The sequence below is a fragment of the Haladaptatus sp. ZSTT2 genome (assembly GCF_037081775.1).
Taxonomy (GTDB): Archaea; Halobacteriota; Halobacteria; order Halobacteriales; family Halococcaceae; genus QDMS2.
This window is the reverse complement of record NZ_JBAMHQ010000001.1, coordinates 2,626,112-2,652,196: the sequence shown is the minus strand read 5'-3', so window position 1 is coordinate 2,652,196 and position 26,085 is coordinate 2,626,112. Positions and strand designations below refer to the sequence as shown.

The window sequence follows — 26,085 nt, the reverse complement described above, 5'->3', positions numbered from 1 at the left end:
TTAATGAATTTCCGGACAGACCTACGAGTATGTACGACGATGCCGACCTCGAAAAAATTCGTGAGTCGCGCGACCGCTGGGAGGACGACACCTTAGAACCCGTTCTTTCTGCCTACGGCGAGCGCAAAGACCGCTTTGCGACGGTCTCCAACCTCGAAGTAGACCGCCTCTACACCCCGGACGACGTTGCCGACACCGACTTCGACACCGACCTCGGCATGCCGGGAGAGGAGCCGTTCACCCGCGGCGTCTACCCGACGATGTACCGCGGACGGACGTGGACGATGCGCCAGTTCGCCGGATTCGGCACCGCAGAGGAGACGAACGAACGCTTCCACTACCTCATCAAAGAGGGTCAGACTGGCCTTTCGACGGCGTTCGACATGCCGTCGCTGATGGGCCTCGACTCAGACCACCCGATGAGCGACGGCGAGGTCGGTAAAGAGGGCGTGGCCGTGGACACGCTCCGCGACATGGAGATACTGTTCGACGGCATCCGGGTCGATGAGGTGTCTACGAGTTTCACCATCAACCCAAGCGCCGCCGTCATCTACGCGATGTACATCGCGCTCGCGGACAAGCAAGGCGTCCCGCGCGACCAGGTCCGGGGCACCCTGCAAAACGATATGCTCAAAGAGTTCATCGCGCAAAAAGAGTGGGTCATCCCGCCCGCGCCGTCGCTCGATGTCGTGACCGACACCATCGAGTTCGCGGCCGAAGAGACGCCAAAGTGGAAGCCCGTCTCCATCTCGGGCTACCACATCCGTGAGGCCGGTTCGACCGCGGTTCAAGAACTCGCCTTCACGCTCGCAGACGGCTTCGCCTACGTCGAAGACGCGATGGACCGCGGTTTGGATGTGGACGATTTTGCGCCACAGCTCTCCTTTTTCTTCAACTCGCACAACTCGTTTTTCGAGGAGATTGCGAAGTACCGCGCCGCCCGCCGCATCTACGCCCGCGTCATGAGCGAGTGGTACGGCGCGGAGTTGGATGCGAGCAAACAACTCAAGTTCCACACCCAGACGGCAGGCCAGAGTCTCACCGCCCAACAGCCGCTCAACAACATCATCCGCACGACCATCCAAGCGCTCGCGGGGGTCCTCGGGGGCACCCAGAGCCTGCACACCAACAGCTACGACGAGGCGCTTGCCCTGCCCTCTGAAGAGGCCGTTCGCGTCGCGCTGCGTACCCAACAGATCATCGCCGACGAATCGGGTGCTGCGGACATCATCGACCCACTCGGTGGCAGTTTCGCGGTCGAAGCACTCACCGACGAGATGGAGGAGAAAACGATGGAGTACATCACGCACATCAAGGAGATGGGCGACGGCTCGGTGCGCGACGGTGTCCTCGAAGGCATCGACCAGGGCTACTTCCAGCGCGAGATTCAAGAGGCGTCCTACGAGTACCAAAAGCGCGTGGACAAAGGCGAGGAAATCGTCGTCGGCGTGAACAAGTACAAACTCGACGAGGAAGTCGAACCAGAACTGCTCCACGTCTCCGACGAAGTGCAAGAAAAACAGCTCACCCGGCTCGCAGAAGTCAAAGCAGAGCGCGACGACGAGGAAGTCGAAGCCACGCTCTCCGCGCTCGACGAGGCGATTGAAAACGGCGAGAACGTGATGCCAGCCATCATCGACGCGGTGAAAGCCTACGTCACGATGGGTGAGATTATGGACGTGTTCAAACAGCACTACGGCGCGTACTCAGAGAAAATCGGCCTCGCGTAATTCGGGGACGGTCACCCCCTCGTGTGGGCGCTGGTGTGCCGCTTCTTTTCGCTAAACCATCCAATAGTAAACATATTTCTCGGGCGCGATGTGTGAATCGTGATTCGAACGCCGCATGCGGATATTCACAGACTCCTTGAAATTTTCTTCCCAGTTTACGACCATATGTTGGCCGGACGGTAGAACTATGGCACCGTGTACCCAATTTCGGGTGAACGGTGGCACCATATGACGAAGGATTCTTCACAGGCACTTGAGGCACGACTCCGAGAACAGGACTATTTCCGACCGTCTCCGAAGTTCGTCGGGCAGGCAAACCAGACCGACCCCGGCATCTACGACCGATTTGATGAGGAGTACCCCGAGGCATTTTCCGAGTATGCAGACCTGCTCGACTGGGACGAGCCGTGGGACGAGGTGTTCGACGGCAGCAACCCGCCGTTTTTCAAATGGTTCACCGGTGGGAAGCTGAACGCCTCGTACAACTGCATCGACCGGCACTTAGCCGAACGAAAAAATCAGACCGCACTGCTCTGGGAGGGCGAAGACGGCGAGCAGCGAAACATCTCGTATCAAGACCTCTACCGCGAAGTAAACGAGTTTGCGTCCCTCCTGCGAGACGTCGGCGTCAAGGAAGGCGACATCGTCACCCTCCACATGCCGATGGTGCCCGCTCTGCCGATTACGATGCTCGCGCTCGCCCGGATTGGCGCACCACACAGCGAAGTGTTCGGTGGCTTCTCCGCACAGGCACTCGCAGACCGCGTCGATGACGCGAACTCAGACTACGTCGTCACCATTGACGGCTACTATCGCCGTGGCGAGTTGCTCAACCACAAACAGAAGGCCGACGAGGCGATGGAACTCGCAGACCACGACGTCAAGAACGTGCTCGTTTGGACGCGCGAAGACGAGTTGCATCCCGACGTGGAACTCGAAGACGGCCGTGACCTCCGCGTCGAAGAACTCCTCGAAGATCACCGCGGGGCGCGCGTCGACCCCGTCTCCCGTGACGCAGAAGACCCCCTGTTCCTCATGTACACCTCGGGGACGACGGGCCAGCCAAAGGGCTGTCAGCACCGCACCGGCGGGTATCTCGCCTACGCGGCAGGCACCTCGAAGTACGTCCTCGATATCAAGCCCGAAGACACCTACTGGTGTATGGCCGACATCGGCTGGATTACGGGCCACACGTACATCGTCTACGGCCCGCTCGCACTCGGGACGACTTCGGTGATGTACGAAGGCGCACCCGACTTCCCGCACAAAAGCCGGACGTGGGAGATCGCAGAGAAGTACGACGTGGACATCTTCCACACCTCGCCAACCGCCGTGCGCATGTTCATGAAGTGGGGCGAGCAGTACCTCGACGACTACGACTTCTCCTTTAGGCATATGACGACGGTCGGTGAACCAATTCAGCCAGAAGCATGGCTCTGGTACTACAAGTACGTCGGCAAAGAGGAGGCCGTCATCGTGGATACGTGGTGGCAGACTGAGACCGGTGGCCACCTCATCACCAATCTCCCGGCGCTCAAAGACATGAAACCCGGCAGCGCGGGCGTCGGCTGTCCGGGCATCAAACCCGCGCTCGTAGACGATGAGGGCGACCTCTTAGAGCCGGCGACGGGACAGGCTGGCAACCTCGTCATCACTCGGCCATGGCCCGGCATGCTCCAAACGGTGTACGGCGACGACGAGCGCTTCATCAGCACCTACTGGGCTGATTTCTCCGACACCGACTCAGACGACTGGCGCGACTGGCTGTACAAAGCCGGGGACGGCGCGGTTCACGAGCGCGACGGCTACTTCCGCATCCTTGGGCGGTTGGACGACGTGATGAACGTCGCGGGCCACCGCCTCGGGACGATGGAACTCGAAAGCGCCGTCGCAGAAGTCGAAGACGTGGCAGAAGCCGCCGTCGTCTCGCGCAAGGACGAAGCGAAGGGCGAAGTGCCGGACGTGTACGTCATCCTGAGAGAGGGCGTCGAGGCGGGCGACGACGTGCGAAAGCGAATCGTGGGCGCAGTCGAAGAGGAGATTGGGAAGTTCGCCCGCCCGGCAAACGTCCTCTTCGTGGACGACCTGCCGAAAACGCGCTCGGGGAAAATCATGCGTCGCCTACTCGAAAACATCTCGAACGACGAAGAACTCGGGAACACGACGACGCTTCGTGACCCTTCCGTCCCGGAGAAAATCCGCGACCAACTCAAATCAAACTGAGCGAACGTTCACCCTGTCTTTTTCATTGCGTACTCTCACAGACTGGTGCGACGACCACCTGCCGCAGGCGAAAAACCTATGCTTGGTTTGCCCAATTTTATCATGACATATGGAAAATCCGCTACTCGTCACCGAGTTTTTAGATAGGGCACGAACCTATTACGGAGACAAAGAAGGGGTCGTCGCCACTACGGGAGAGCGACTGACCTACGCTGAGATTGGTGACCGGGCAGACGGCTTCTCCGCCGCACTTCAGGCGCGCGGAGTTGAAAAGGGTGACCGGGTAGCCGTCCTTGACCCGAACACGCACTACCACCTCGAAGCGGCCTACGGCATCATGCAACTTGGCGGGGTGCACACGCCGCTCAACTACCGACTCGTCCCTCGCGAGTTCGAGTACATCCTGAACGATGCGGGCGTGAAAGCCATCTACGCAGACCACGCCTACACGGAGCAAATCGAGCAAATCCGCGACGACATCCCCACCGAGATTTTCATCACCAACGACGCGGACGCCGTCGAAGGCGACTGGGAGCAGTTCGACGACGTCATCGCAGAATCGAGCGAGTACGAGCGCCCGGAGATGGCAGAAGACGAGGTCATCACCATCAACTACACCTCGGGAACGACCGGCGACCCGAAGGGCGTGATGCGCACCCATCGCTGTGAGACACTCCACGCCTACCTCATCAGCCACCACCAGCGCATCTCAGACGAGGACGTGTATCTGTGGACGCTGCCGATGTTCCACGCAAACGGCTGGGGACACATCTTTTCCGTCACCGGCAACGGCGCGCGCCAAATCTGTACCCGCGGCATCGACGCCGAGTGGATTTTCGACACCGTCCGCGAGGAGAACGTCTCCTACATGTGCGCCGCCCCGACGGTGCTCAACTTGCTGATGGAGTACTACGACGAAGCAGAGCCGGAGACGGTAGGTGACAACGACGTACGCGTCGCCACCGCCGGCAGCGCGCCGCCAGAGGCGACGCTCCGGGTCGTCGAAGACGAGTTCGGCTGGTATTTGATGCACGTCTACGGCGCGACCGAGACGGGGCCGCTCATCACCACCTCCGACTTCGGGAGCTTTTTCGACGATGACGATGACGCCCGCTTCCGACTCAAGAAGCGGCAGGGAATCGGCTACCTCGGGACCGAAATCCGTGTCGTGGACGCGGACGGTGAGGACGTGCCGTGGGACGACGAAACGCTCGGCGAGGTCGTCGTCCGCGGCAACCAGATTATGGAGGGCTACTGGAACAAGCCCGAAGCCACCGAAGAGGCGTTCACAGACCGCGTCGAGGGCTACTACCACATGGGTGACCTCGCGGTCGTGGACGAACACGGCATGATTTCGATTCAAGACCGCAAGAAGGACATCATCATCTCCGGCGGGGAGAACATCTCTTCGATCGAACTCGAAGACACGTTGTTCGACCACGACGCCATCGCCAACGTGGCCGTGATTCCCGCACCGAGCGATAAGTGGGGCGAGACGCCAAAGGCGTTCATCGTCCCCGCAAACGGTGACACGGAGAATCCGGGCATCACCCTCGAAGAAATCGAGGCGTTCTGCCGCGAACGGCTCGCGGGCTACAAAGTCGTCCACAACGTCGAGTTTGTTGACGCACTTCCGACCACCGCGACCGGGAAGGTGCAAAAATACGAACTGCGCAAGAAGGAGTGGGACGACCAAGATTCGATGGTCGGGCAGGGGTAAACCCTACTCGACGTAGCGGTCTGAAACGTAGATGACCAACCCAAGGAGAACGCCAAGGACGGTCGCGAGCGTCAACGCACCGTAGGCGGCGAGTCCGAGGGGGGTTGCGGGGAACTCGATGAGGCCGAGATATTTTGGTGCGAGCAGTTTTCCTTCGACGAAGGTGCCGAGAATCAGTCCCGTGAGCGCGGCGACTGCCACGACGACGACGTAGATGGTGAGGACGACGCGCCGACCGCCGGTGAACGTCTGCGTCTTTCCCATATTCCGGTTTAGGAATCACCGACGATTAGCCTTTTGACCTCGCGGTGCCAACGCCGAGTATGTCCGACAAAGAGCTGTTGATGCTCATTCTCGGCGCGATAGCCGCGTTGATGTTCCTTGGCGGGTTCGTCCTCGTGATGTTCTAGTACCGGCGTCCAACTACCCGGCGTTTTCTCCCCCTCGCACGCGCTGCTCAGCGGTGTGAATGCGTGAAAAACAAAAACTGCGACCGATGCTTACTCGTCTGCGACTTCGCCGCCGTCGGTTGCGACTTCTTCTTCACCGCCGTCAGCCGCGACAATAGAGCGGTTGACGCGGTTTTCGTGCCAGTGCCATTCGTGGCCGTGCTGATTCGTGTCCTTGAGACTCCATGGGTCGCCGTCTTCGATGACGGGGCCTTCCATCCAGGACATGACGATGTTCCAGACGAAGATGGCCATGCCGATGGCGATGATGAACGCGCCGACGGTTGCGAGCTGGTGGAGCGCCGTAATCGCCTGCATCGGCGTGATTGCCGGGTTGAAGTCGTAGGTGGCGTAGCGCCGCGGCATGCCGAGGTAGCCGAGGATGAGCATGCCAAAGAACGTCAGGTTCGTCCCGACCATGACGAGCCAAAAGTGCCACTTAGCGAGCGTGCGCTGGTACATCCGCCCGGTGTAGATTGGGAACCAGTAGTACACCGCGGCGAACACGCCGAACGCAATGACGCCCATCACGATGTAGTGGAAGTGACCCACGACGTAGTAGGTGTCGTGGAGCACGAGGTCGACCGGAACCGCCGCGAGGAAGACACCGGTGACGCCGCCGATGATGAAGTTCGAGATGAACCCGATACAGAACAGCATCGGGGCGGTCATCCGGAGTTTCCCGTTCCAGAGCGTGGTTATCCAGTTAAAGGTCTTGACCGCACTCGGGATGGCAATCGCCAGTGAGACGGCCATGAACGACGCACGCAGGCGTGGGTCGATACCCGTCGAGAACATGTGGTGGGCCCACACACCGAACGAGAGTACGCCGATGGCGAGCGTCGAGTAGACGACGAACTTGAACCCGAACAGCTTGCGTCCCGCGAACTTCGGCAAGATATAGCTGACCATCCCCATCGGTGGGAGGACGAGGATGTACACTTCTGGGTGGCCGAAGAACCAGAACAGGTGTTGCCAGAGAATCGGTGACCCGCCGCCGACGGTGAAGAACGTCGTGGCGAAGTTACGGTCTAACAACAGCATGATGAGCGCGCTGCCAAGCAGTGGGAACGCGAACAGGATGAGGCCGGACTGGGTCAGAATCGTCCAGGAGAAGATGTCGAGGTTGGCCCAGTTGACCTTGTCATTGCGTTCGGTGAAGATGGTGACGATGAAGTTAATCGCACCCATGGTCGCAGAGACACCAGAAAGGTGCAGCCCGAGGAGCATCAGGTCAACGCCGGGGTTGGCCTGTTCTGCGGACAGCGGGGTGTACATCGTCCAGCTCGTCTGTGCGGCTTGAATCTGTCCACCCGTGAGTGGGTCCAAGAAGAAGCCAGCCCAGATGAGCAGCGCCGCCGGTGGCAGGAGCCAGAACGCGATGGCGTTGATGCGCGGGAACGCCATGTCGTCTGCGCCAATCAGCAGCGGGATGAAGTAGTTCGAGAACGCCGCGATGATGGGCGTTGCGAACAAAAACAGCATCGTGATTCCGTGACTCGTGAGCAGGCCGTTGTACATCGACAGCTCGATGACGTCCTGTGCCGGCGAGGCAAGTTCCACGCGCATGAGCAGGACCGCGAGACCGCCCCAGATGAAGGCAATCGTCCCGTAGAGTCCGTAGAGAATTCCGATGTCTTTGTGGTCAACCGTGGTCAGCCAGCGGATAAGTCCCGCAGGCTTCTCCTCGTGAGCGGTGCCTGTGTCCCTCCTGTAGCCGCCGCCTCCCGATAGCGGAGCATATGAGCGCCAATCTTCGACGCGAGAGAGCCAGGCAGCGACGGCGATGAGGAACACCCCCATCAGCACCGTCAGTGCTAACTGTCCTGTAGCCATGTCCGACCCTCGGAACCACAGGGTAAAGAATGGTTAGGTTCCGCGTCCGCGGGTGACGATTAACCCGGCAAAATACGTCGTAATTTTCGCGTCTGCCGGGCGCTATGGGAAGGCCCAACACGGTGTGGGTTGTGTGCGCACAGCAAGGCAGGAGATGAACGCAATAAGTAGTCGAAACGAACGGGCCTAGTGCGTTTCGTACGGGTTTTCCATGTTCGCGTCGTTCTCAATTTCCTGTTCGCCAAGCGAGATGGCCTTGCCCGCGTAGTATGTGAGCAGGCCCATCGCGGCGAATGGAACGATGAGGAGGGCGTACTGGAGACTTGACTTTTCTAGGTTGAATCCAAACGGATTGAACACGGCGAACCCAATGATGAAAAAGAGGATAATCCCCATCGGAATCATGTTCACCGTGAGGTCGAGCATCGTGTCACGGTCGAAGATGCGCTCGGTCATTGTGGGTTGCTAGGACCACCGGAATAAATAGATTGTTGGTTTTCGGCTTAGAACTGGGCCGGTTCCGCAACCTTCCCGACCACGCCGAGAACCGCGAGAATCACACCAGAGAGGAGAATCGACAGGCCACGGAAGACGAGACCATTCATCTGCGAGATGGCAGTGAGGATGGCGTCGGGCGTGGATGCAGCTGCCTGTGAGAGCACGAGGCCGCCACCGACGGCGAGCAAGACGACGCCGAACCCAGAAAGCAGTGGCCACGGTGACTCGATATAGTCTGATTCCTGTAGGATTCCGGTTACGCTTCCCGCGAACAGCAAGAGGCCACCAACGGCGAGGGGGAACAGCGCCATGACGATACCGACCTCAGACAAAGCGAGGCCGAGGGCGACGAACACCGGCCACGGGCTGGCACGGCTGTACTGGTCGCTCAATCCCGGTTGTTCGTCCATGGCCGGGCGTACGGAGTGGCGATAGAAAGGGGCATCGGAACTCGCCTCAGGCGAAAAGCGAGTAGGCAAATAGGAACCCAAAGTAGAGGAACACGAGCGCGGCGAGTGCCTTCAGTCGGAATGTCTTGAGGTCTGCAACCTCTTGCTCGCGAGCCGCAGAGACGGCTTCGCGCTCTGCGTCGGTTAACACGTCGTCGTGGTCGAGGCCAAGATGCAACGCCTGCCACTGTTCGCGGGCGAATCGCTGGTCACAGTACGGACACGGGAAGGGTGCGTCGTCGGTCATAGGAATGGAGGGGTGAGGTCTGGTTCTGCGACAATCCAGAGGCTGACCATGGTGTAGAACATCATCACGGCGATGTAGGGGTACTGGCTCCTGATGGCTTGCAGCCGGGAGGGAAACAGGTCGTAGGCAGTCGCGTGAGCCACCCAAATTGCGACAAGATGGCCGAGCAAGACGAAGGTGAGATTGAGGCCGCCAAACCACGATGGAAGCGGAATGACGGGGACGTTCGCCGGTGGGGTAAGTGGCGAGAACGCAACGGTCACGAGCGCGGGCGACAGTGAGATGAAGTAACCAAGGAAGTGCGCGAGGTGGTAGCCAGCGGCGATGGCGAGAAGCGACGGGGCAAATCGCGTGGCGAGGGTTTTTGCCGGGAGGTACGTTTCCGCGAAGCCAATGCTTCGACGCGTGGCCGCACGGTATGCACCGAGGAAGAGGCCGAACCCGGCGAGCAATGCGACGGAGTAGAGCACGAGCGCGGGCACGCCGAGATTCACGAGCCACGTCGCGAGGTCCGTCCACGCGGGCGTGGTGACGAATCCATCGTAGGTCGTGACCCAGAGCAGTGCGATGACGAACGCGACCTCGTCCGGGCCGTCTACGAATCGCGTGTCTTCGAGCGCCGAGCCGGGAAGCCGGAGTTTGAGGCCATCCGCGGTGCGTCTGAGTGGGGCGACTCGGCCGTAGTAGGTGAACACGCGCGAGACGGGGTCAACCGTCGAAAACCACTTGTCCGGCGTGTAGAAAACGGCACCCGCGAGTGTGACGATGGTGTACCCAAGAACGACGGTGGAGAGGAGGTCGGCTTGGTCTGCGAGCGGGCTCACGACTTCGAGCCAGACGAGTGCGAGCAGGCCGCCAACGCTTGGCCACGCACCGAGGCGGTCAGGGTAGGTCGCGCCAACTGTGGGGAGCACCTCTGCAATCGTCCGCCACGGATTGAGCGTCTCCCACGTGTTTCCGATGAGATACACGGAGATGGTGTAGCCCGCCCACCACCCCACCCAGACCGTGAGGATGGCGAGGTTGCCAAGCGGGAACTGTGGCCCGAAAAATCCCACGACGAGTACGGCGAGAAGACCTAGTACGCCAACGAGTTTGAGCGCACCCGCGGCCAAGGCTGCTCGTGGGACTGAGAGCCGTCGGTGCCAGTCGTGAATCGAGCGAATGAACGCGCGGTTCGTGACGAAACTCGCGAGCAAGAACGACGCCCCGATCACGCCGCTCCCGGTCAGCAAGAAGAGCCACGTCGGAATGGCCAGTTGTTCGGGCGTGGCAGCACGGAGGCTCCCACCGTGGGCGAGTGCCCGACCCACGAAGAGCGTGAGGGTGAGGAGGGTTAGGGTACCCGCCCGGAGCCAACTGCGACCTCCGTTCGGGGTGCGGTCGCTCATTTACCGGCGGTAGTCTGGGCACGAACGTGTATGTTCCGAAAACAGTTACCGGCGGATGCGGTTGGGAGGGTTTTTGGTATTCCACTGTAAACGTCCGACCATGAGCGTAGAAGACGCATCGGATGACCATGGTGGTCACCACCACCTCCCCGCGGTCGAGGACTGGCCACGCGGGTTCGGTGAGGCGAGCTGGTGGCCGTTTATCACCGCCCTTGGCGGGGCTGGATTGTACGTTGGCGCGGCCCTGTTCGTGCTCGCCCGGGGCGAGAATGCACTCGTTGACCCGATGGCTGGACCGGGCGTGTTCGTCGCGAGCACGTTCCTCTTCCTTGCCGGACTGTACGGCTGGCTGTATCACGCCTTCGTCGTCAACTTCTGGGACGGCGACGGCCACAGCAAAGGACTGCGTCTCGGGATGGTATCGTTCCTCGGAACAGAAGTCGCAACCTTCGGCGCAGGGTTCGTTTACTACTTCTTTATCCGCGCAGGTGCGTGGCCACCGGAGCACATCCCACACGGATTCCTCGGGTCGCTCGTCATCATCAACACCGCATTGCTGATCGTGAGCAGTGTCACCCTCCACTACGCGCACGTCGCGCTTCGGAAGGGGAACCGCACGCGGTTCATCCAACTGCTCGCCGCAACCCTCCTGCTCGGGGTCGTGTTCCTCGGCGGGCAGGTGTACGAGTACTACGAGTTCATCATCGTCGAAGGGTTCACGCTCACCGAAGGCGTGTTTGCGAGCGCCTTCTTCGGCTTGACTGGCCTCCACGGGCTTCACGTTTCGCTCGGTGCCGTCCTCCTCGGCATCGTGTTCATCCGGTCGCTCAAAGGCCAGTACGACGCAGAGCGACACACCTCCGTGTCGACGGTCTCGATGTACTGGCACTTCGTTGACGCAGTGTGGGTCTTCCTCGTCGTCGTGCTGTACGTCGGCGCGGTGTACTCACTGTAACCTGCGTCTCACCTTTTCACCGCTTCGCCCGCGAGCACTTGCCCTATTCTCGACCCAGCAATCGTTGCATCACACCTTCCACACGGGAGCGCGTGTGTCGCAGCATGTCGCGTCTGGGCATTGTGAATCGTCTCTGAGTCGCTGGGACGGACGACCGAGAACGCGCCGCCACCCACCGACTGAACGCGAAGTAGACTCACTGCCGTGCGGAGCAGGGCCGTCGTCATACGTACACATGAGCGCACAGGAGCGATGGAGAACGGTCACTGAACGCCCACAAGGAGAGACACAATGCAACGGCGACAGCGCTACCATCCACGCCAGTGGCTGTGCCCCCGACCCGGCGAGTCACTCGGAAACCCCCACTCACTGCAGGTACTCACGGGCGCATCACAGCGTCGTGTAGGTACCTTGGCGACAGGAGGGTGAGGGTCCGGTCAATTGCCTAAAAACGGATGAGAGAACCAGTCAGCGCGGCTGGGGCGCGGTACGTCGTGACCGACACGAGATGACGCACAAGAGCGCCGTCGCTCACCAGTGTGATAAACAGAGAAGAACGGAGATTATGCCGCGAGTTTCGCGGTGGTGTTGTTGCTGGCCGTCGCGTTGTTGCCACCAGCGGTGGTGTTGTTGCCACCGGATTCAGATTCGGCGGCCGCCTGCTGGTTCTCAATCCATTGGTCGTAAGTTGCGCCGTCGGTGACGTTGACCTCACCGAGCATTCCGGAGTGGCCAACCCCACAGTACTCTGCACAGTAGAGCTGGTAGGTGCCCTCGCCGGATGGGTTCACCTTCGTTTTGATGGTGTGAGTTTCACCGGGGAAGGCGTCCTGCTTGAGACCGAGTTCTGGCACGTGGAAGGCGTGGAGCCAATCTGTCGAGGTTATCTTGAGATACACCGGCCGGTCGGATGGGATGACCATCGTGTCGGAGGCGTTCACGTCGTGTTGTGGATAGTGGAACGTCCAGAAGTACTTCTGGGCGGTGACCTCAACGACGACGGCGTTCTCTTCTTGAATGTTGTTTACTTGGTCCTCCGGTGTGGTGACGAACTCGTTGCCGAGCACCTGATAGGAGGCGACGCCGACGAACAGGAGGATAATCGCGGTGGCGACGGTCCACGTGATTTCGAGGCGGCGGTTCTCCTGGGTTGGCTTCGGCTCTTCCGTTTTACGGAATTTGTAAACGGTGTAAATGAGGATTCCTTCGGTGAGAATCGTAATCGGAATCGCGACGAACAGGAGTTTGCTGTTCAACCCATCGATAAGCCCCCGTGTGACCGACGTTGCCTCTTGTGCTGCCACTGGTTCGACAGCCAACGCAAGAAGCGCCACGGAGAGCAGGGTCCCGAACCCGATGCGCTTGTAATTCATCCTTGGTTGGGCTTAGAAAGAGGGGCATAAATACCTAACTTTCCCCTCTGCGTGCGCTGAAAGCGCGGGGAATAAATAGGCTCGCATGGAAGAGACGGATAAGAGGTTACGTTATCGTGGCCGACTCCACCGTTCCCAAGTTTACGACGCTGCTCACCGGCGCAGCGATGGGTGTCTACTTGCTGGTGGTCGTCGGCGCGACCGCGTCGCTCACCGATGCGGCCGCCGCGTGCTCCGGTTGGCCTGTCTGTGGCGGCCCGCTCGACTTTTCTGACCCCGCCCTTCTCGTCGCCCTCACCCACCGCCTCGTCGCCGCGCTCGTCGGCCTGCTCGTCTTGCTCGCCGTCGTCCGCGGCCTGCGCGGGGCGGCCTCGCGCCGCGTCAAAGGCGCGCTCGTCGGAGTTCTTGCGCTCTATCCGATACAGGTCGGTATCGGCGCGCTCGTCGCAGACTCCGGTGGCGTCGGAGCACTTCCGACCGCCCACCTCCTCGTCGGCATGGGAATTTTCACCGGCATTGTCGTCGCGCTCGCGTGGACTCTTGAAGAGGAGACCGCCGCGTTCGACAACGAACCACACGACACTGACGAGCCAGAACCAGCGAGGCCACCGGAAGCCGTCACGCCGCTCAAAGACCGTCCGCTCGCCGCCCGCGCGAAGGCGACTATCTGGGCGTACTTCCAACTAATGAAGCCCCGGCTCATGTGGCTGCTCGCGCTCGTCGCCGCTGCGGGCATGGCGCTCGCCTCGGGTCCCGGCCTCAGCATTCAAACGGTCGTGTACACCCTCACCGGTGGCGTGCTCTCGATTGGCGCGAGCGGGACGTTCAACCACGTCTTAGAGCGCGACATCGACCAGAAAATGGAGCGCACCGCAAAACGACCGCTTGCCACCCATCAGGTGCCCGTCCGCAACGCGCTCATCTTTGGCTTCGCACTCACCGGCATCTCGCTGTGGGTGTTCGCACAGGTGAACCTGCTCGTGGCCGCCCTCGGCCTCACGGCAATCCTGTTTTACAGCGTCATCTACACGCTCGTTCTCAAGCCGAACACCGTCCAGAACACGGTACTCGGCGGGGCGGCGGGCGCGCTTCCGGCGCTCATCGGCTGGGCCGCCGTCACCGGCGACATCGGGCTGCCCGGTCTCGCGCTCGCGGGTGTCATCTTCCTCTGGACGCCAGCGCACTTCTACAACCTCGCACTGGCGTACAAGGACGACTACGCGCGCGGCGGCTTCCCGATGATGCCCGTCGTGCGCGGTGACGCACTCACCCGGAAACACATCCTGTGGTACCTCGCGGCCACGCTCATCGGCGCGAGCGTCCTCGGCACCGTGACCACGCTCGGGTGGCTCTACGCGCTCACGACCGTCTCGCTCGGGGGCGTGTTCCTCTGGGCGGTCGTCCGGCTCCACCGCGAGCGCACCACCGGCGCGGCGTTCCGCGCGTTCCACGCCTCGAACGCCTATCTCGGGATGTTGCTGCTCGCCATCATCATAGACGCCCTCGTCCTATGAGTCTCACAAACCGCACCCTCAGCCTGCCGCGCCCGCGCCAATCGACGCTGATGTGGGGCGCGTTGCTCGTCAACACCGAACTGCTCCTCATCGTCGCGTACCTCCAGTTTTCAAACGTTCAGCCAACGCTCGCGTCGGCGAAGTACTACGTCTACCCGTTCGTCTGGATTAACGTCGCGCTCTGGGCGCTCGTCCGCACCAAACCCGCGCCGACGAGTCCCGAGCACAGACGGCTCGCAAAAGCGGTCGCCGTTGGCTACTTCATCGTCCTCGGGGTTGCAGGCGGCATCGTCGGCCCGGCGAGTGGGTTCGAGCCGACTGGCTTGCGCCTCGCCGTCCTGTCGATTCCACCAGGCTGGAGTCCGGCGCTCCTCTACGGCGGCGAAACCCTGCGCTTTGCGCTCATGCCATACAACTTGCTTGGCTACCTCGCGCTCTCCTACCTCGTCTACGCGACGGTCATCGACGCGGCGAGTTCGGCGATTACAGGCCTCCTCGGCCTGCTGTCGTGTGTCTCTTGTTCGTGGCCCATCCTCGCCTCGATTGTGAGCGGCGTTGTGGGCAGTGGCACGGCCATCGCGGGTGCGGTCACGGTGCAGTCCTACGGCCTGTCGACCGTGATTTTCGTGCTCACGGTGGGTCTGCTCTACTGGCGACCGTTCGGGCGGTAAGCCTACCCGTGTGAATCGCAACAGTCGACGTATGACCGACGTTGAAATCGCCTACTGTGTCCCCTGTGGCTATCTCCCGCGCGCAGAGGAGTTGCAACACGCGATACTCACCTCGTTTGAGGGCCATCTCGACAGCCTAACCCTCCGCATGGGCGACCACGGCGTCCTCCGCGTGACGGTTGACGACGAGATTGTCTACGACAAGGCAGACGACGAGTACGACGTGGATGCCATCGTGCGCGCGTGTCGCACGCATATCTTCTGAAACCGAACCCCTTACGACAGGGACGGGAGTGGGTTTACACATGACCGACGTACTCGTCTGCGAGGACGTCCGACGTCGATACGGCGACACGGTCGCTCTCGACGGCGTCTCGCTTTCTGTGGCCGAAGGGGAGGTGTTCGCGCTCATCGGACCGAACGGCGCGGGCAAGACCACCCTCGTACGCGCGCTGACCGGAACCACCGATGCGGAGGGCAGCGTCTCGCTGTTCGGAAGCCCACCCGACGCGGTTGACCGCGCGCGCATCGGCGTGCTCCCCCAGTCGTTCGACCCACCGGAGCGCCTCACGCCGCGTGAACTCCTTGAATACTACGCGGGCCTTTACGACGACGCCAATGACCCCGACGATCTGCTCGCACTGGTCGGCGTTGAGGCCGCGGCCGATACGTGGTACGAAAACCTCTCGGGCGGCCAGCAACGCCGCACCTGCGTCGCCATTTCACTCGTGAACGACCCTGACCTCCTGTTTCTCGACGAGCCGACGACGGGCATCGACCCGGCCGGCCGGCGCGACCTCTGGAGTCTCTTAGAAGACCTCGTCGCCTCGGGAACCACCCTCTTTCTCACGACGCACTACATGGAAGAGGCCCACCGCCTCGCGGACCGGGTCGGCCTGCTTTCGGATGGGAAACTCGTGGAAGTCGGCTCTCCAAGCGCACTCGTCGCAGAACACGGCGGCGAGAGTCGCCTCACCTTCGAAACGAGCGTCGGGTCCTCTGCGCTCTCGGGGTCGGGCTACCGCGTCGAGGCGAGCCAGAACCAACTCACCATCTTCGACGTGCCGCCAGAAGCAATCGGTGACGTGGTGCGCGAACTCGAATCGCGCGGGGTGACCTACGACGCGCTGTCGTGGAGCCAGCCGACGCTCGAAGACGTGTACCTCCGGCTCACCGGCTCTGCGTTCGCGGATGACGACGAAAAAGTGGAGGTGGCCCAATGAGCGCCATTGGCCGCGTCTCGGCCGAGTTCGTCGCGGCGTGGCGCTCGTTTACCCGTCGCCGGACGGCCGTGTTCTTCACGTTCTTCTTCCCCGCGTTGCTCGTGCTCATCTTCGGCGCGCTCGTCCAGACCCAGCCAACCGGCGGCGGCCTGTTCGCAGAGCCAGCGGGCTACTACGTGCCCGCATATCTCGCCGTCGTTGTGCTGTTCACCCCACTCTCGCGGGTCGGCAGCGAAGTCGCCCGCCACCGCGAGGGCAACCGTTTCGAAAAGCTGGCGACGACCCCACTCAGACGCTGGGAGTGGCTTGCTGGCCAGACGCTCGTGAACGTGGTCATCATCGGCATCGCCGCCTTGCTGTTGCTCGGCGTCATCTTGCTCACGACGGGCGCGGACATCGTCCTCTCGCCCATCATCATCCCGTTTCTCGCAGTGGGCGTGGCGCTCTTTTGTGGCCTCGGCGCGATTCTCGGAAGCACTGCCGGCTCCCAAGACGGCGTCATCGCGGCGAGCAACGGGATTGCCCTGCCGCTTCTGTTCCTCTCTGAGACGTTCATCACGCCGGACTTGCTGCCCGCGTGGTTCCGCCCAGTGATGGCCATCTCACCGCTCACGTACTTCGCTCGCGGGGTTCGCGCGGTCACCTACGCACCCGTGAGTGGTGGGCAGACGGCGTGGATAGAACCGTTCGTCATCCTCACCGTGCTCGCCGTCGCCATCTTCGCCGTCGGCGCGGTGCTTATCCCCACCACGGACTGACTCAGGCGACCGAAATCCGACGGGCGGGTTTCGGGCGCGTGCCGAGGGTAATCGACTCGGTGAGGCGTTCGCCGTCTCTGATGATTTCGACGGCGAGCGGTTCGTCCGGGCGCGTTTCGAGAATCAAGTAGCGCATCAACTGCTCGTGTGAGCTAATGGGCTGGCCGTTCACGCCGACGATGATGTCGCCGCCGACGGGCACCTCTTGGCCGCGAATCTCTTTCGTGCCGTGACAGCCGATGAGCGCGCCGCTCGCCGGGCCGAGGCTCACGTCCGCGACGAGGACGCCTTCAGGGTGTGCCAACTCGTTTGCCTCGGCAATTGTCGGTGACACGTCGATGGTGCGAACCTTGAGATACGAATGGCGGTACTCGCCGTTGGTGATGAGTTCGGGGACGACGCGGTTGACGATTTCTGCGGAGATGGCGAAGCCGATGTTGTCGCCGCCGCGCGCCCGGTTCACGCCGACGACTTCGCCCGCGAGCGTGACGAGCGGGCCGCCGCTGTTGCCGGGATTGATGGGGGCGTCGGTCTGGACGGTGTCGGGAATCGAGAAGCCGTCTTGGGTTATCATCGAGCGATTCGCGCCGCTCACGAGCCCGGCGGTAATCGAGCCTTCGAGGCCCATCGGGTTGCCGAGCGCGGCGACAGGCTGGCCAGGGCGTGGGTTTTCATGGGCGATGGGGAGCGGTTTCGCGTACTCAGGCAAGTCCGCGACTTCGACGACGGCAAGGTCGGTGTAGGCGTCTTTGCCGATGACTTTGCCGACGCGCCAGTCGGCATCGCTGAAACGAATATCGACTTCTTCTGCGGTGGTGACGACGTGTTGGTTCGTGACGATGTGGCCAGTGCCGTCGACAACGTCGTAGACGAAGCCGGACCCGGAGCCGTTGTAGCGCCCGCCGTGGAGGACGTACAGCGACACGACGGAGGGAATCGTCTCTCTGTACAGCGTTTCGTAGGTGTGATTCTGCGTCATGGGAGGGACAGCGAGGCGGCGAGCATCGGTGCCTTTACCTGTGGTTAGGGTGGCTGAAAAGATAAGGTGTGCGTGGACGTGTCACGGACGGCGCAGGCCGAGGGTCGGCAGCAAGAACAGCGCGCCGCGGTGGAGCGGTTCCCACGCGTAGATGTGGTTGAGCAGCAGGTATGTGACGATGCCGAGTCCGAGGCTGAGCGTCCACGCCGCGACCGCGATGCGGCCGATTTTCGCGTGGTTCGTCTTTCTGAGTTCGTCTGGGGTGTGAGTCAGCCCGAGCACGACGGCATAGATTACGACGGGCACCGACACCACAGAGAGCAGGATGTGGACGGCGAGCATGATGAGGTAGGCGATTTTCACCAGCTCGGGGCCGACGAAGGCCTTCTCGAACCCGCCGCCGACTTTGAGGAGGTAGACGACGAGAAACAGCAAGATGAGCGCGAACGAGGTGAGCATCGCCGCGCGGTGTTTTCGAATCTCGCCACGTTTGATGAAGCGCCACCCGGCGAGCAACGCGATGAGTGCGGTTGAGTTGATGACGGCAATCATGTCAGAAAGCAGGATGACCGTCTCGTTGCTAATCTGCGGGAAGATGTCGATTGCGCCGGCGAACACGCCGATGACGAGGGCGTAGCCGACGACCGACAGTACGATGGTGAGCGTTCGGGGATTCTCCTTCGCCCAGGAGGTTCCACTGGCGGTGGCCATTGGTCGTGTGTAACGACGGGGAGGCTATGTGTCTTTGCGTTCGCGGCCTCTAGCATGTCATATGCTCGCATTTCGCGTCCTTCGGACCTTTCCGTCCGTGCGATTTTCCCAGCTTCCTGCCACCGGATGTCGGTTCCGGTAGAGTAAAATTGTCCGATAGAGAATGATTGACCATGAGTACAGAGCAATCACAGCGACCGATTCGGTGTCTCGTAGCGAAAGTTGGACTCGACGGTCATGACCGTGGGGCGCACGTCATCGCCCGTGCCTTCCGCGACGCCGGGTTCGAGGTCATCTATTCTGGACTCCACAAAGCGCCCGAAGAAGTCGTCCAGGCAACCGTCCAAGAGGACGTTGACGTCCTCGGCATCTCCATCCTCTCTGGGGCGCACAACACGCTCGTCCCGAAAATCATCGACGGGCTGAAATCGTACGATGCCTTCGATGACACGCTCATTCTCGTTGGCGGCATCATCCCAGACAAGGACAAAAAGGCACTCAAAGAAGCCGGTGTTGACGCCGTCTTCGGCCCGGGTGCAGCGATGGAAGAGACGATTTCGTTCGTCCGCGACAACGTCCCTGCCCGCGACTAACATGAATGCAACAGCGAGTCTCGTAGACGACCTGCTGGCTGGCAAACACCGGGCGCTCGCACGCACCATCACGAAAATCGAGAACCGTTCGCCGGGCTACCGCGAGCTTATCTCGCAACTCCACGCCCACACCGGCGACGCCGAAGTCATCGGCATCACGGGGAGTCCGGGCGCGGGCAAATCGACGCTCGTAGACCAGATGGCGAAGGTCTACCGCGACCAAGGCGACACCGTCGGCGTCATCGCGGTCGACCCCTCCTCGCCCTACACCGGCGGTTCCGTCCTCGGCGACCGCATCCGCATGGCCTCAACGGTCGGCGACATGGACGTGTTCTTCCGGTCGATGAGCGCCCGCGGCAGCCTCGGCGGCCTCTCGACGGCCACCGCAGACGCCGTGAAAGCCTTAGACGCCTTCGGCAAGGACAAAATCATCATCGAGACGGTCGGTGCGGGCCAGAACGAAATCGATATCGTCCGCACCGCGGACACCGTCGCCGTCCTCGTCCCGCCCGCGAGCGGCGACGACATCCAGATGCTGAAAGCCGGGATTCTCGAAATCGGTGACGTGTTCGTCGTGAACAAAGCCGACTTAGACGGCGCAGACCGCACCGTCCAAGAACTCAAAGAGATGATTCACATGCGCGATTCTGACGATGAGTGGGAACCACTCGTCGTCGAAACCGTCGCCAAAACCGGCGAGGGCATCGAGGAGTTCCTGTCGGTGCTCGAAGACCACTACGAACACCTCGAAACCTCCGGCCTCTTGGACGAAAAAGCGCGAACCCGCTACGCAGAGGAAATCCGTGCGCTACTTCGGGCCGACATGGGGACGCTCATCGCTGGAGAGATTGCCGAACAGGGCGGCATCGACAGCCTCGTAGACGAGGTTGTCGCCCGCGAGGCAGACCCCTATACGATCGCAGACCGCATCATGGAACCAATCGAAGACTGCACCGCTCGCCGTCAGTCCTAAACGCCCGCCGACCGTTTTTTCGCGTATGAAACGCCGCCTGCTCGCCGGAGCAACTGCCCTCGCATCGCCCCTCCTCGCAAACCAGTATCTCGCCATGCGCGCCGCCGACCTCGAACCCGCCCTTTCCGGAATCCAGCACACCTACCAGTGGCGCGGGTTCGACGTGGCCTACACCGAAGCGGGCGACGAGTCGAATCCAGACCTCCTCTTGCTCCACGGTATCAACGCCGCTGCCTCCAACGCCGAGTGGAAAGAGCTGTTTGCGACCCTCACCGAGTCCTACCACGTCATCGCCCCCGACCTGCCCGGCTTTGGCATGTCATCTCGCCACCCCGTGAACTACGACGCCGCGTTCTACACCGCCTTCGTTAGCGAGTTCGCGAGAGACACCACTGAAAATGCGACGTGGGTTGCCTCGTCGCTCACGAGTGCCTACGCCGCGGAAGCCGCGAGCGATTCAGATTGCGCAGAACTCGTCCTCATCTGCCCGACTACCACGACGATGGGCGAGCGCCCGTGGGTCAAAACCCTGCTTCGGTCGCCCGTTCTCGGCCAGACGCTGTTCAACCTCGTCGCCTCCAAGCGGTCGATTCGCCATTTCAGCGCAGACCACAGCTACTACGACGAGGCCGAAATCACCGACGAGCGCACCGAGTACGAGTGGCAGACCGCCCACCAGCCGGGCGCACGCTTCGCTCCCGCCTCGTTCGTCTCTGGGGCACTCGACAGCGACATCGACTTGGGCGAAATCCTTGCTGCTCTCGACATTCCCGTGACTATCGTCTGGGGAGCAGACGCCGATATTTCGCCGGTCTCTGAAGGGCGAAAACTCGCAAAGGAAGCAGACGCGACGCTCTACGTGTTCAAACGCGCGAAACTCCTCCCGCACGTCGAACGCGCAGAGAAGGTGCTCGAAAAAGTGTTCGCCTAACGCGGGCGGAACGTGATGAGTCGTTCGCCCATCGTCGCCGTTTGCTCGATGTTCGGGCCGACGACGAGGCCGGTCGAAACGTCGTCGGGGTCGATTCCCCGAACCTGTCCGGTGAGCCGAACCGGGCCGAAATCGACGATTGCTGTGACGTACGGCGTATCTTCTTCGAACTCCGGTGTCGCAACGGTGATGACGGAGTACGTCTCGATTTCACCCGATTCGGGGAGTGGTTCTTGCGTGAGCGCTTGGTCACCACAGTGCGGGCACGCTCGGCGCGGCGGGAGCGACCCGTGGCCGTTCGCACAGCGCAGGTAGAATCCCGCGCCCGCTTCGATGGCGTCGAGCAGGTCGTCGAAGCCGTCGTCGCGCACGTTTTCGGTCATTCGACCACCTCCAAGACGTGGACAACGGCACTGCCAACGGTGCCACCCGCGTTGTGACAGACGCCAACGTCCGCGCCCGGAATCGCATCACTGCGAGCGTGGTCGCCGCGCAGGAGTTTCGTCATCTCCGCGATTTGCGCCGTGCCGGTTGCGCCGACCGGGTGGCCTTTCGCCTTCAATCCACCCGAGAGGTTGACCGGGAGCGAACCGGTTCGCGTCGTCGTCCCTTCGCGGGCGGCGGTGATGCCCTCACCGCGCTCGAAGAAGCCAAGCGACTCGGTGGCGAGCACCTCTGCGATGGTGAAACAGTCGTGTACCTCGGCCACGTCTACGTCTTTTGCAGAAATACCTGCATCCTCGTAGGCCTGCTTTGCGGCTTTGTCCGCGGCCGGTGAGGTGGCGAGGTCGCCACGGTCTTGGAGCGCCATTTTATCGCCGCCTTGCCCAGTGCCGGTGACGGCGACGGTCGCCTCGATGCCGTGTTTCTTCGCGTAGTCCTCACTCACGAGTACCACGGCACTCGCGCCGTCGGTGATCGGACAGGCGTCGAACAGCCCGAGCGGGGAGGCAATCAGGGGTGCCTCAAGGGCCTGTTCGATTGTAATCGCCCTTCTGAACTGGGCGTACTCGTTCGGGAGGGCGTTTTCGTGATTTTTGACTGCGATGTGCGCGAGGTCTTCGCGCGTGCCGCCGAACTCGTCGAAGTAGGCCCGCGCCATGAGCGCGTACGCGCCGGGGAACGTCATTCCCGCGCGGACTTCGTACAGGTCGTCTGCGGCGATGGCGAGAGCTTCGGTCGCGCCCGCCGTCCCGAGGTTGTTCATACGCTCTGCGCCGCCGACGAGGAGCACGTCGGCCTCGCCGTTTCTGAGCGTTCTGACGGCTTGCCGCATGGCGACGCCCGAGGAGGCACAAGCGGCTTCGTAGCGGGTTGCGGGCACATCGAGGCCAACGGCTTCCGCCATCAGCGGGCCTTGGTGACCCTGATGCTCCGCCATCTCGCCCATGAAATTCCCATAAAACAGTGCTTCGATGTCTCCGGAATCGACACCAGAGTCGTCGATTGCAGCGAGACCGGCTTCAGCAAACAGGTCGCGGGCAGTCCGCTCTGGCTGTTCGCCAAACGGCGTCAGGCCCACTCCTGCAACACGAACGGTTGTCATGTGTTGACATAAGTCGTGTTCGAGATAAAGCCCTACCGGACGCCCCAAATTCTGAAAAGAACTCGTGAGCGTTCGCGCTACATCCCCATGTCGGCCGCTGCCTCTGGAATCGGCAGGTCGTGGGGCGACACCGAAAGGAGTTCTGCAGCGTGGTCTAACGCCATGTCGAAGCCGTAGTAGCGTTCGATCTCGTCGCCGTCCGCCGTCGGGCGCACCTTGAGCATGGCGTAGCCTTCTCGGTTCTGGGCAATCGCGGCCGTGACGCCGCCTTTCTCGAAGGTCAGCACGCGCTCGTGGTCGGTTTCGAAATACGTGGCTGTAATCTCGTTTTCGGTGAGCTCCGTCTCGGTCATTGTGAAAGAATTCGGCTGAACCCAGTCGAAGGTATCGGTTCTCTCTCAGTTGAGCAACTGGGCGGCGATGGTGTTGCGAAGCACCTCTGAGGTGCCCTCGTAGATTTCGTTCAGCTTTGCGTCGCGGTAAAAGCGCTCTGCGGGGAAGTCTTTGGTGTAGCCGTAGCCGCCGTGGATTTGAATGCCTTCGTTTGCGACTTCGCGGGAGATTTCGCTGGCGTAGAGTTTCGCCTGCGCGGCCTCTTTGATGAAGTTCTCGCCGCGAATCTTCTTGTCTGCGGCGAGGTGCATGAGCATCCGCGCGGCAGAAATTTTGGTGTCCATATCCGCGAGTTTGTGCTGAATCGCCTGGAACTGCGAGATTGGGCCGCCGAACTGCTCGCGTTCTTGGGCGTAGTCGAGTGCTTCGTCGAGTGCGGCCTGTGCGATGCCAATCGAGCGGGCGGCAATCGTGATGCGCCCACCGTTAAGCGTTTTGAGCGCCTGGACGAAGCCTTCGCCTTCGTTTCCAAGCAGTCGGTCTTCGGGGATGCGCAGGTCGTCAAAGCGGAGTTCCGCGGTCGGACAGCCCTTGTCGCCAAGTTTATCTTCGGTGTTTTCGACGTAGAAGCCATCGTCCTCCTCGGGACGAACGATAAATGAGGAGATGCCTTTGTTTCCGGCGTCCGGGTCGGTCTTTGCGAACAGCGTCACGGTGTCCGCCACCGAGCCGTTCGAAATCCAGAGTTTGCTGCCGTTGATGACATACTCGTCGCCGTCTTTCTCGGCGGTGGTCCCCATCGCGGGCACGTCGCTGCCCGCCTGTGCCTCAGACAGGGCAAACGCGCCCATGTCTTTCCCCTCTGCGAGCGGCGTCAGGTACTCCTGTTTCTGTGCTTCGTTGCCGAACTCGTAGAGCATGTTTCCGGCGAGGGAGATGTGGGCGGCGACGATGGTGCCAACCCCACCGCTTCCGCGGGCGATTTCAGACAGCCCAATCGCGTAGGAGTGGTAGTCGAGGCCTGCACCGCCGTATTTTTCGGGGAACGGCATTCCCATCAGACCGAGTTTCCCCATTTCTGAGACGAGATCTGCGGGGAACTCGTCGTCGTGGTCGATGTCCGCCGCAATCGGCTTGATCTCCTCGTCTGTGAATTCGGAGACCATGTCCTTTATTTGCTGTTGCTCAGCGGAGAGGCTGAAGTCCATGGGGAGAAATTAGGATGGTCGTTCCTTTACTTTTCTGAAAACCCGCCCGCAATGACGAACGAGTTATCGGTCTTCGAGCGCGTCTGCGATGCGGCCGAGTTCGCGGCGGATGTCGACCATCTCGTCGCGGGCTTTGCGCACTTCGCGGATGAGTTCCTCGTTCGCGCGGCTGTTTTCCTGCTCGCGGCCCGGTCGGCCACCGGCTGCCGCACCGGGGCCACCGCCCATCATGCCGCCCATCATCTGCGCGAACGGGTTGCCCCCGCCCATGCCGCCGGGGCCGCCGCCCATGCCGCCACCGCCGAAGGCCTCTTCGAGTCGCTCCTCTCGGCTTCGGTCGCCCTCGCCCTCTTCTCGTTCTTGGGCTCGCTTCTCGCGAATTTCTTCGACGCGCTCGCGGAACGATTTTTCTTCTGCGGCTGACTCGTCTACTTGCTCATCTGCGTGCTCTTGATTCTCGTCTTCCGGCATAGTCGCGGCTTGGAAGTGGCCGCGGAAAAACGTTGTGGGGACGCTGTGAGAGTCTGACATTCAACGCGCGCCGTCGCGGGATTTCAGAACGCCGTCAGACTCGACTGGACATCTTTGGTCGTCGCCCCATCCGCCAGTTCGTAGCCGACCAGTCCCCGCAGGTCGACCGCGTACGTCGACCCGGCGTGGCGAACCACGAGGACGCGCCCCTGCGTGCCAACAACCGTTCCAGTGGCGAGCGTCTCTGCGATGGGTGAGGAGTCTAGGGAAAAGCCATAGTCGAAGTCGAACTGTTCTATCACGTCGAACTCCGTGAGAAGGGCGTCCCACGCGTGCTCGTCAACCCCGCGGTGAAGGCCCGAAATCTTCGTCGGGACGCGCACGCGGTCGACCAGTCGCTTCGCAATCTCGGCCTCTTTGCGTCGCGCGATGCGCCCGTCTGAAACGGTGAGAATGTGGGCCGCGCGGTCTGCGCCCTGTTCGCGCAACCGGGTGTCGAGTCGCCAACTGCGCGTCACGCCGACTTTGAACACGTCGGGCGCAAACGCGGCGAGATAGACGGCGTGTTCTTCGTGGCAGGCGTCGATCGGCATCGAGCAGTTCCCGGTGCAGATAGCACACGGCCACATGTCGGTGTGGAGCCGACAGTAGGGTGCTTTTGCGGTATCGCAGGCGTGGTGGGTGCCGTCTACGGTGACGCCCGCACAGTGGCGCTCACCGAGGGAGTAAGCGAGCTCTGTGCCGGGAGCCAACGGCTCCGTGCGGAGGGTCCCCTCCTCGGCTATCACTAGGGCAGGATCGCGTCCCGGGCCGGTTCGATACCCAACGATTTGCACAGGTCTGCCTACGCCGTCGCCGTCTAAAAACCGTCCGCTAAGCACGTTGAGGTGAGGTCGGAGGCGGGCAGGCGACGTGAACCTGTAACCAATTCAATCAGTGCTAAGGTAGTGACGTTCTATTGCGTTCGTATGGCCCTCGAAACGAGCCTCGAAGCAATCCCTGACGGCGAAGGTGTGCGCTTCGTCCTCGAACTCACGAACACCGGCGACCAACCCGCCACGCTCACCTTCCGCGACGCAGGCAAAGCAGATTTCGTGGTGGTGGACGGCGACACGGAGTGCTGGCGTTGGTCTGACGGAAAACTGTTCGCTCAGATGCTCACGACCGAGGAACTCGCGCCGGGTGAGAGTCTGCAACTCGAAGCTGTATGGGAGCATCCGACGCCCGGCGACTACGACGTAGTCTGCGAACTCAAAACGATGGACGGCGGGGAAGCACGGACGACATTGACAGTGTGACTAGT

General features: G+C 61.6%; 28 protein-coding genes. 13 read left to right on the top strand and 15 right to left on the bottom strand.

Annotated features, from left to right (window positions below; translation table 11 throughout):
* The first annotated feature begins 29 nt into the window (after window positions 1-29).
* From V5N13_RS14505 to V5N13_RS14495, 3 genes are all read left to right on the top strand, one after another.
* Window positions 30-1,730 carry a methylmalonyl-CoA mutase family protein gene (locus V5N13_RS14505; RefSeq protein ID WP_336361328.1) on the top strand — a complete coding sequence of 567 codons (1,701 nt, stop codon included), beginning with the start codon at window positions 30-32 and terminating at the stop codon, window positions 1,728-1,730.
* Between the two features lie 228 nt (window positions 1,731-1,958).
* Window positions 1,959-3,953 (top strand): acetate--CoA ligase, encoded by a 1,995-nt coding sequence (gene acs, locus V5N13_RS14500; RefSeq protein ID WP_336361327.1) that lies wholly within the window; start codon window positions 1,959-1,961, stop codon window positions 3,951-3,953.
* Window positions 3,954-4,062: 109 nt separating this feature from the next.
* Complete coding sequence (locus V5N13_RS14495) at window positions 4,063-5,673, top strand: long-chain-fatty-acid--CoA ligase (protein ID WP_336361326.1); 1,611 nt, start codon at window positions 4,063-4,065, stop codon at window positions 5,671-5,673.
* A gap of 3 nt (window positions 5,674-5,676) precedes the next feature.
* Here the strand turns inward: V5N13_RS14495 and V5N13_RS14490 are convergent, their stop codons facing one another.
* From V5N13_RS14490 to V5N13_RS14465, 6 genes are all read right to left on the bottom strand, one after another.
* On the bottom strand, window positions 5,677-5,937 hold the full coding sequence (locus tag V5N13_RS14490; protein ID WP_332898639.1) for a DUF7520 family protein: 261 nt from the start codon (window positions 5,935-5,937) through the stop codon (window positions 5,677-5,679).
* A gap of 236 nt (window positions 5,938-6,173) precedes the next feature.
* Window positions 6,174-7,958, bottom strand: a complete 1,785-nt coding sequence (gene ctaD, locus V5N13_RS14485; protein WP_336361325.1) for a cytochrome c oxidase subunit I — start codon at window positions 7,956-7,958, stop codon at window positions 6,174-6,176.
* A 186-nt stretch (window positions 7,959-8,144) separates the two neighbouring features.
* Complete coding sequence (locus V5N13_RS14480) at window positions 8,145-8,414, bottom strand: DUF6684 family protein (RefSeq protein ID WP_332898637.1); 270 nt, start codon at window positions 8,412-8,414, stop codon at window positions 8,145-8,147.
* Window positions 8,415-8,461: 47 nt separating this feature from the next.
* Complete coding sequence (locus tag V5N13_RS14475; protein ID WP_332898636.1) at window positions 8,462-8,866, bottom strand: DUF7541 family protein; 405 nt, start codon at window positions 8,864-8,866, stop codon at window positions 8,462-8,464.
* Window positions 8,867-8,912: 46 nt separating this feature from the next.
* Window positions 8,913-9,152 carry a DUF7410 domain-containing protein gene (locus V5N13_RS14470; RefSeq protein ID WP_336361324.1) on the bottom strand — a complete coding sequence of 80 codons (240 nt, stop codon included), beginning with the start codon at window positions 9,150-9,152 and terminating at the stop codon, window positions 8,913-8,915.
* Window positions 9,149-10,543 (bottom strand): hypothetical protein, encoded by a 1,395-nt coding sequence (locus tag V5N13_RS14465; protein WP_336361323.1) that lies wholly within the window; start codon window positions 10,541-10,543, stop codon window positions 9,149-9,151. Before V5N13_RS14465 ends, V5N13_RS14470 begins: the two co-directional genes overlap by 4 nt.
* A gap of 100 nt (window positions 10,544-10,643) precedes the next feature.
* Here V5N13_RS14465 and V5N13_RS14460 point away from each other — a divergent pair, with 100 nt between their 5' ends.
* On the top strand, window positions 10,644-11,498 hold the full coding sequence (locus V5N13_RS14460; protein ID WP_336361322.1) for a cytochrome c oxidase subunit 3: 855 nt from the start codon (window positions 10,644-10,646) through the stop codon (window positions 11,496-11,498).
* A gap of 563 nt (window positions 11,499-12,061) precedes the next feature.
* Here the strand turns inward: V5N13_RS14460 and coxB are convergent.
* A complete protein-coding gene (coxB, locus tag V5N13_RS14455; protein WP_332898632.1) occupies window positions 12,062-12,871 on the bottom strand; it encodes a cytochrome c oxidase subunit II in 810 nt (269 codons plus the stop codon).
* A 116-nt stretch (window positions 12,872-12,987) separates the two neighbouring features.
* On the opposite strand from coxB, the gene V5N13_RS14450 reads away from it, so the two are divergent.
* From V5N13_RS14450 to V5N13_RS14430, 5 genes are read left to right on the top strand one after another with little or no spacing between them, the layout of a single operon-like run.
* On the top strand, window positions 12,988-14,385 hold the full coding sequence (locus tag V5N13_RS14450) for a heme o synthase (RefSeq protein ID WP_336361321.1): 1,398 nt from the start codon (window positions 12,988-12,990) through the stop codon (window positions 14,383-14,385).
* The gene (locus V5N13_RS14445) at window positions 14,382-15,056 is read left to right on the top strand and encodes a DUF7546 family protein (protein WP_336361320.1); all 675 of its coding nucleotides are present in this window, start codon (window positions 14,382-14,384) and stop codon (window positions 15,054-15,056) included. Before V5N13_RS14450 ends, V5N13_RS14445 begins: the two co-directional genes overlap by 4 nt.
* A 31-nt stretch (window positions 15,057-15,087) precedes the next feature.
* The gene (locus tag V5N13_RS14440; protein WP_336361319.1) at window positions 15,088-15,321 is read left to right on the top strand and encodes an Rdx family protein; all 234 of its coding nucleotides are present in this window, start codon (window positions 15,088-15,090) and stop codon (window positions 15,319-15,321) included.
* Between the two features lie 40 nt (window positions 15,322-15,361).
* Window positions 15,362-16,279 carry an ABC transporter ATP-binding protein gene (locus tag V5N13_RS14435; RefSeq protein WP_336361318.1) on the top strand — a complete coding sequence of 306 codons (918 nt, stop codon included), beginning with the start codon at window positions 15,362-15,364 and terminating at the stop codon, window positions 16,277-16,279.
* Window positions 16,276-17,037 (top strand): ABC transporter permease, encoded by a 762-nt coding sequence (locus V5N13_RS14430; RefSeq protein ID WP_336361317.1) that lies wholly within the window; start codon window positions 16,276-16,278, stop codon window positions 17,035-17,037. The genes V5N13_RS14435 and V5N13_RS14430 overlap by 4 nt, the downstream gene beginning before the upstream one ends.
* A gap of 1 nt (window position 17,038) precedes the next feature.
* Here the strand turns inward: V5N13_RS14430 and V5N13_RS14425 are convergent, their stop codons facing one another.
* Complete coding sequence (locus tag V5N13_RS14425; protein WP_336361316.1) at window positions 17,039-18,016, bottom strand: S1C family serine protease; 978 nt, start codon at window positions 18,014-18,016, stop codon at window positions 17,039-17,041.
* 81 nt (window positions 18,017-18,097) lie between these two features.
* Entirely contained in the window at window positions 18,098-18,727 is a 630-nt protein-coding gene (locus tag V5N13_RS14420; protein WP_336361315.1) for a DUF420 domain-containing protein, read from the bottom strand.
* A gap of 173 nt (window positions 18,728-18,900) precedes the next feature.
* Between V5N13_RS14420 and V5N13_RS14415 the strand changes: the two genes are divergently transcribed.
* The 3 genes from V5N13_RS14415 to V5N13_RS14405 are packed head-to-tail and all read left to right on the top strand — an operon-like array spanning window position 18,901 to window position 21,224.
* Window positions 18,901-19,320: a cobalamin B12-binding domain-containing protein gene (locus V5N13_RS14415; RefSeq protein WP_332898624.1), complete on the top strand. Its 420-nt coding sequence runs from the start codon at window positions 18,901-18,903 to the stop codon at window positions 19,318-19,320.
* 1 nt (window position 19,321) lies between these two features.
* Window positions 19,322-20,293, top strand: coding sequence for a methylmalonyl Co-A mutase-associated GTPase MeaB (gene meaB, locus V5N13_RS14410; RefSeq protein ID WP_336361314.1), 972 nt, complete (start codon window positions 19,322-19,324; stop codon window positions 20,291-20,293).
* Between the two features lie 25 nt (window positions 20,294-20,318).
* A complete protein-coding gene (locus V5N13_RS14405) occupies window positions 20,319-21,224 on the top strand; it encodes an alpha/beta fold hydrolase (RefSeq protein WP_336361313.1) in 906 nt (301 codons plus the stop codon).
* Here V5N13_RS14405 and V5N13_RS14400 read toward each other — a convergent pair.
* The 6 genes from V5N13_RS14400 to V5N13_RS14375 form a co-directional block, all read right to left on the bottom strand.
* On the bottom strand, window positions 21,221-21,607 hold the full coding sequence (locus V5N13_RS14400) for a Zn-ribbon domain-containing OB-fold protein (RefSeq protein ID WP_336361312.1): 387 nt from the start codon (window positions 21,605-21,607) through the stop codon (window positions 21,221-21,223). The two genes, V5N13_RS14405 and V5N13_RS14400, sit on opposite strands and share 4 nt — an antisense overlap.
* Window positions 21,604-22,770 carry a thiolase domain-containing protein gene (locus tag V5N13_RS14395; protein WP_336361311.1) on the bottom strand — a complete coding sequence of 389 codons (1,167 nt, stop codon included), beginning with the start codon at window positions 22,768-22,770 and terminating at the stop codon, window positions 21,604-21,606. Before V5N13_RS14395 ends, V5N13_RS14400 begins: the two co-directional genes overlap by 4 nt.
* Before the next feature lie 77 nt (window positions 22,771-22,847).
* Window positions 22,848-23,123, bottom strand: a complete 276-nt coding sequence (locus tag V5N13_RS14390) for a DUF7111 family protein (RefSeq protein WP_336361310.1) — start codon at window positions 23,121-23,123, stop codon at window positions 22,848-22,850.
* A 45-nt stretch (window positions 23,124-23,168) separates the two neighbouring features.
* The gene (locus tag V5N13_RS14385) at window positions 23,169-24,311 is read right to left on the bottom strand and encodes an acyl-CoA dehydrogenase (RefSeq protein ID WP_336361309.1); all 1,143 of its coding nucleotides are present in this window, start codon (window positions 24,309-24,311) and stop codon (window positions 23,169-23,171) included.
* A gap of 63 nt (window positions 24,312-24,374) precedes the next feature.
* The gene (locus V5N13_RS14380) at window positions 24,375-24,782 is read right to left on the bottom strand and encodes a hypothetical protein (protein ID WP_332898617.1); all 408 of its coding nucleotides are present in this window, start codon (window positions 24,780-24,782) and stop codon (window positions 24,375-24,377) included.
* Between the two features lie 83 nt (window positions 24,783-24,865).
* Window positions 24,866-25,618, bottom strand: a complete 753-nt coding sequence (locus tag V5N13_RS14375) for a DUF2797 domain-containing protein (RefSeq protein WP_336361308.1) — start codon at window positions 25,616-25,618, stop codon at window positions 24,866-24,868.
* A gap of 132 nt (window positions 25,619-25,750) precedes the next feature.
* Between V5N13_RS14375 and V5N13_RS14370 the strand changes: the two genes are divergently transcribed.
* Window positions 25,751-26,080, top strand: a complete 330-nt coding sequence (locus tag V5N13_RS14370; RefSeq protein WP_336361307.1) for a BsuPI-related putative proteinase inhibitor — start codon at window positions 25,751-25,753, stop codon at window positions 26,078-26,080.
* Window positions 26,081-26,085 lie beyond the last annotated feature (5 nt).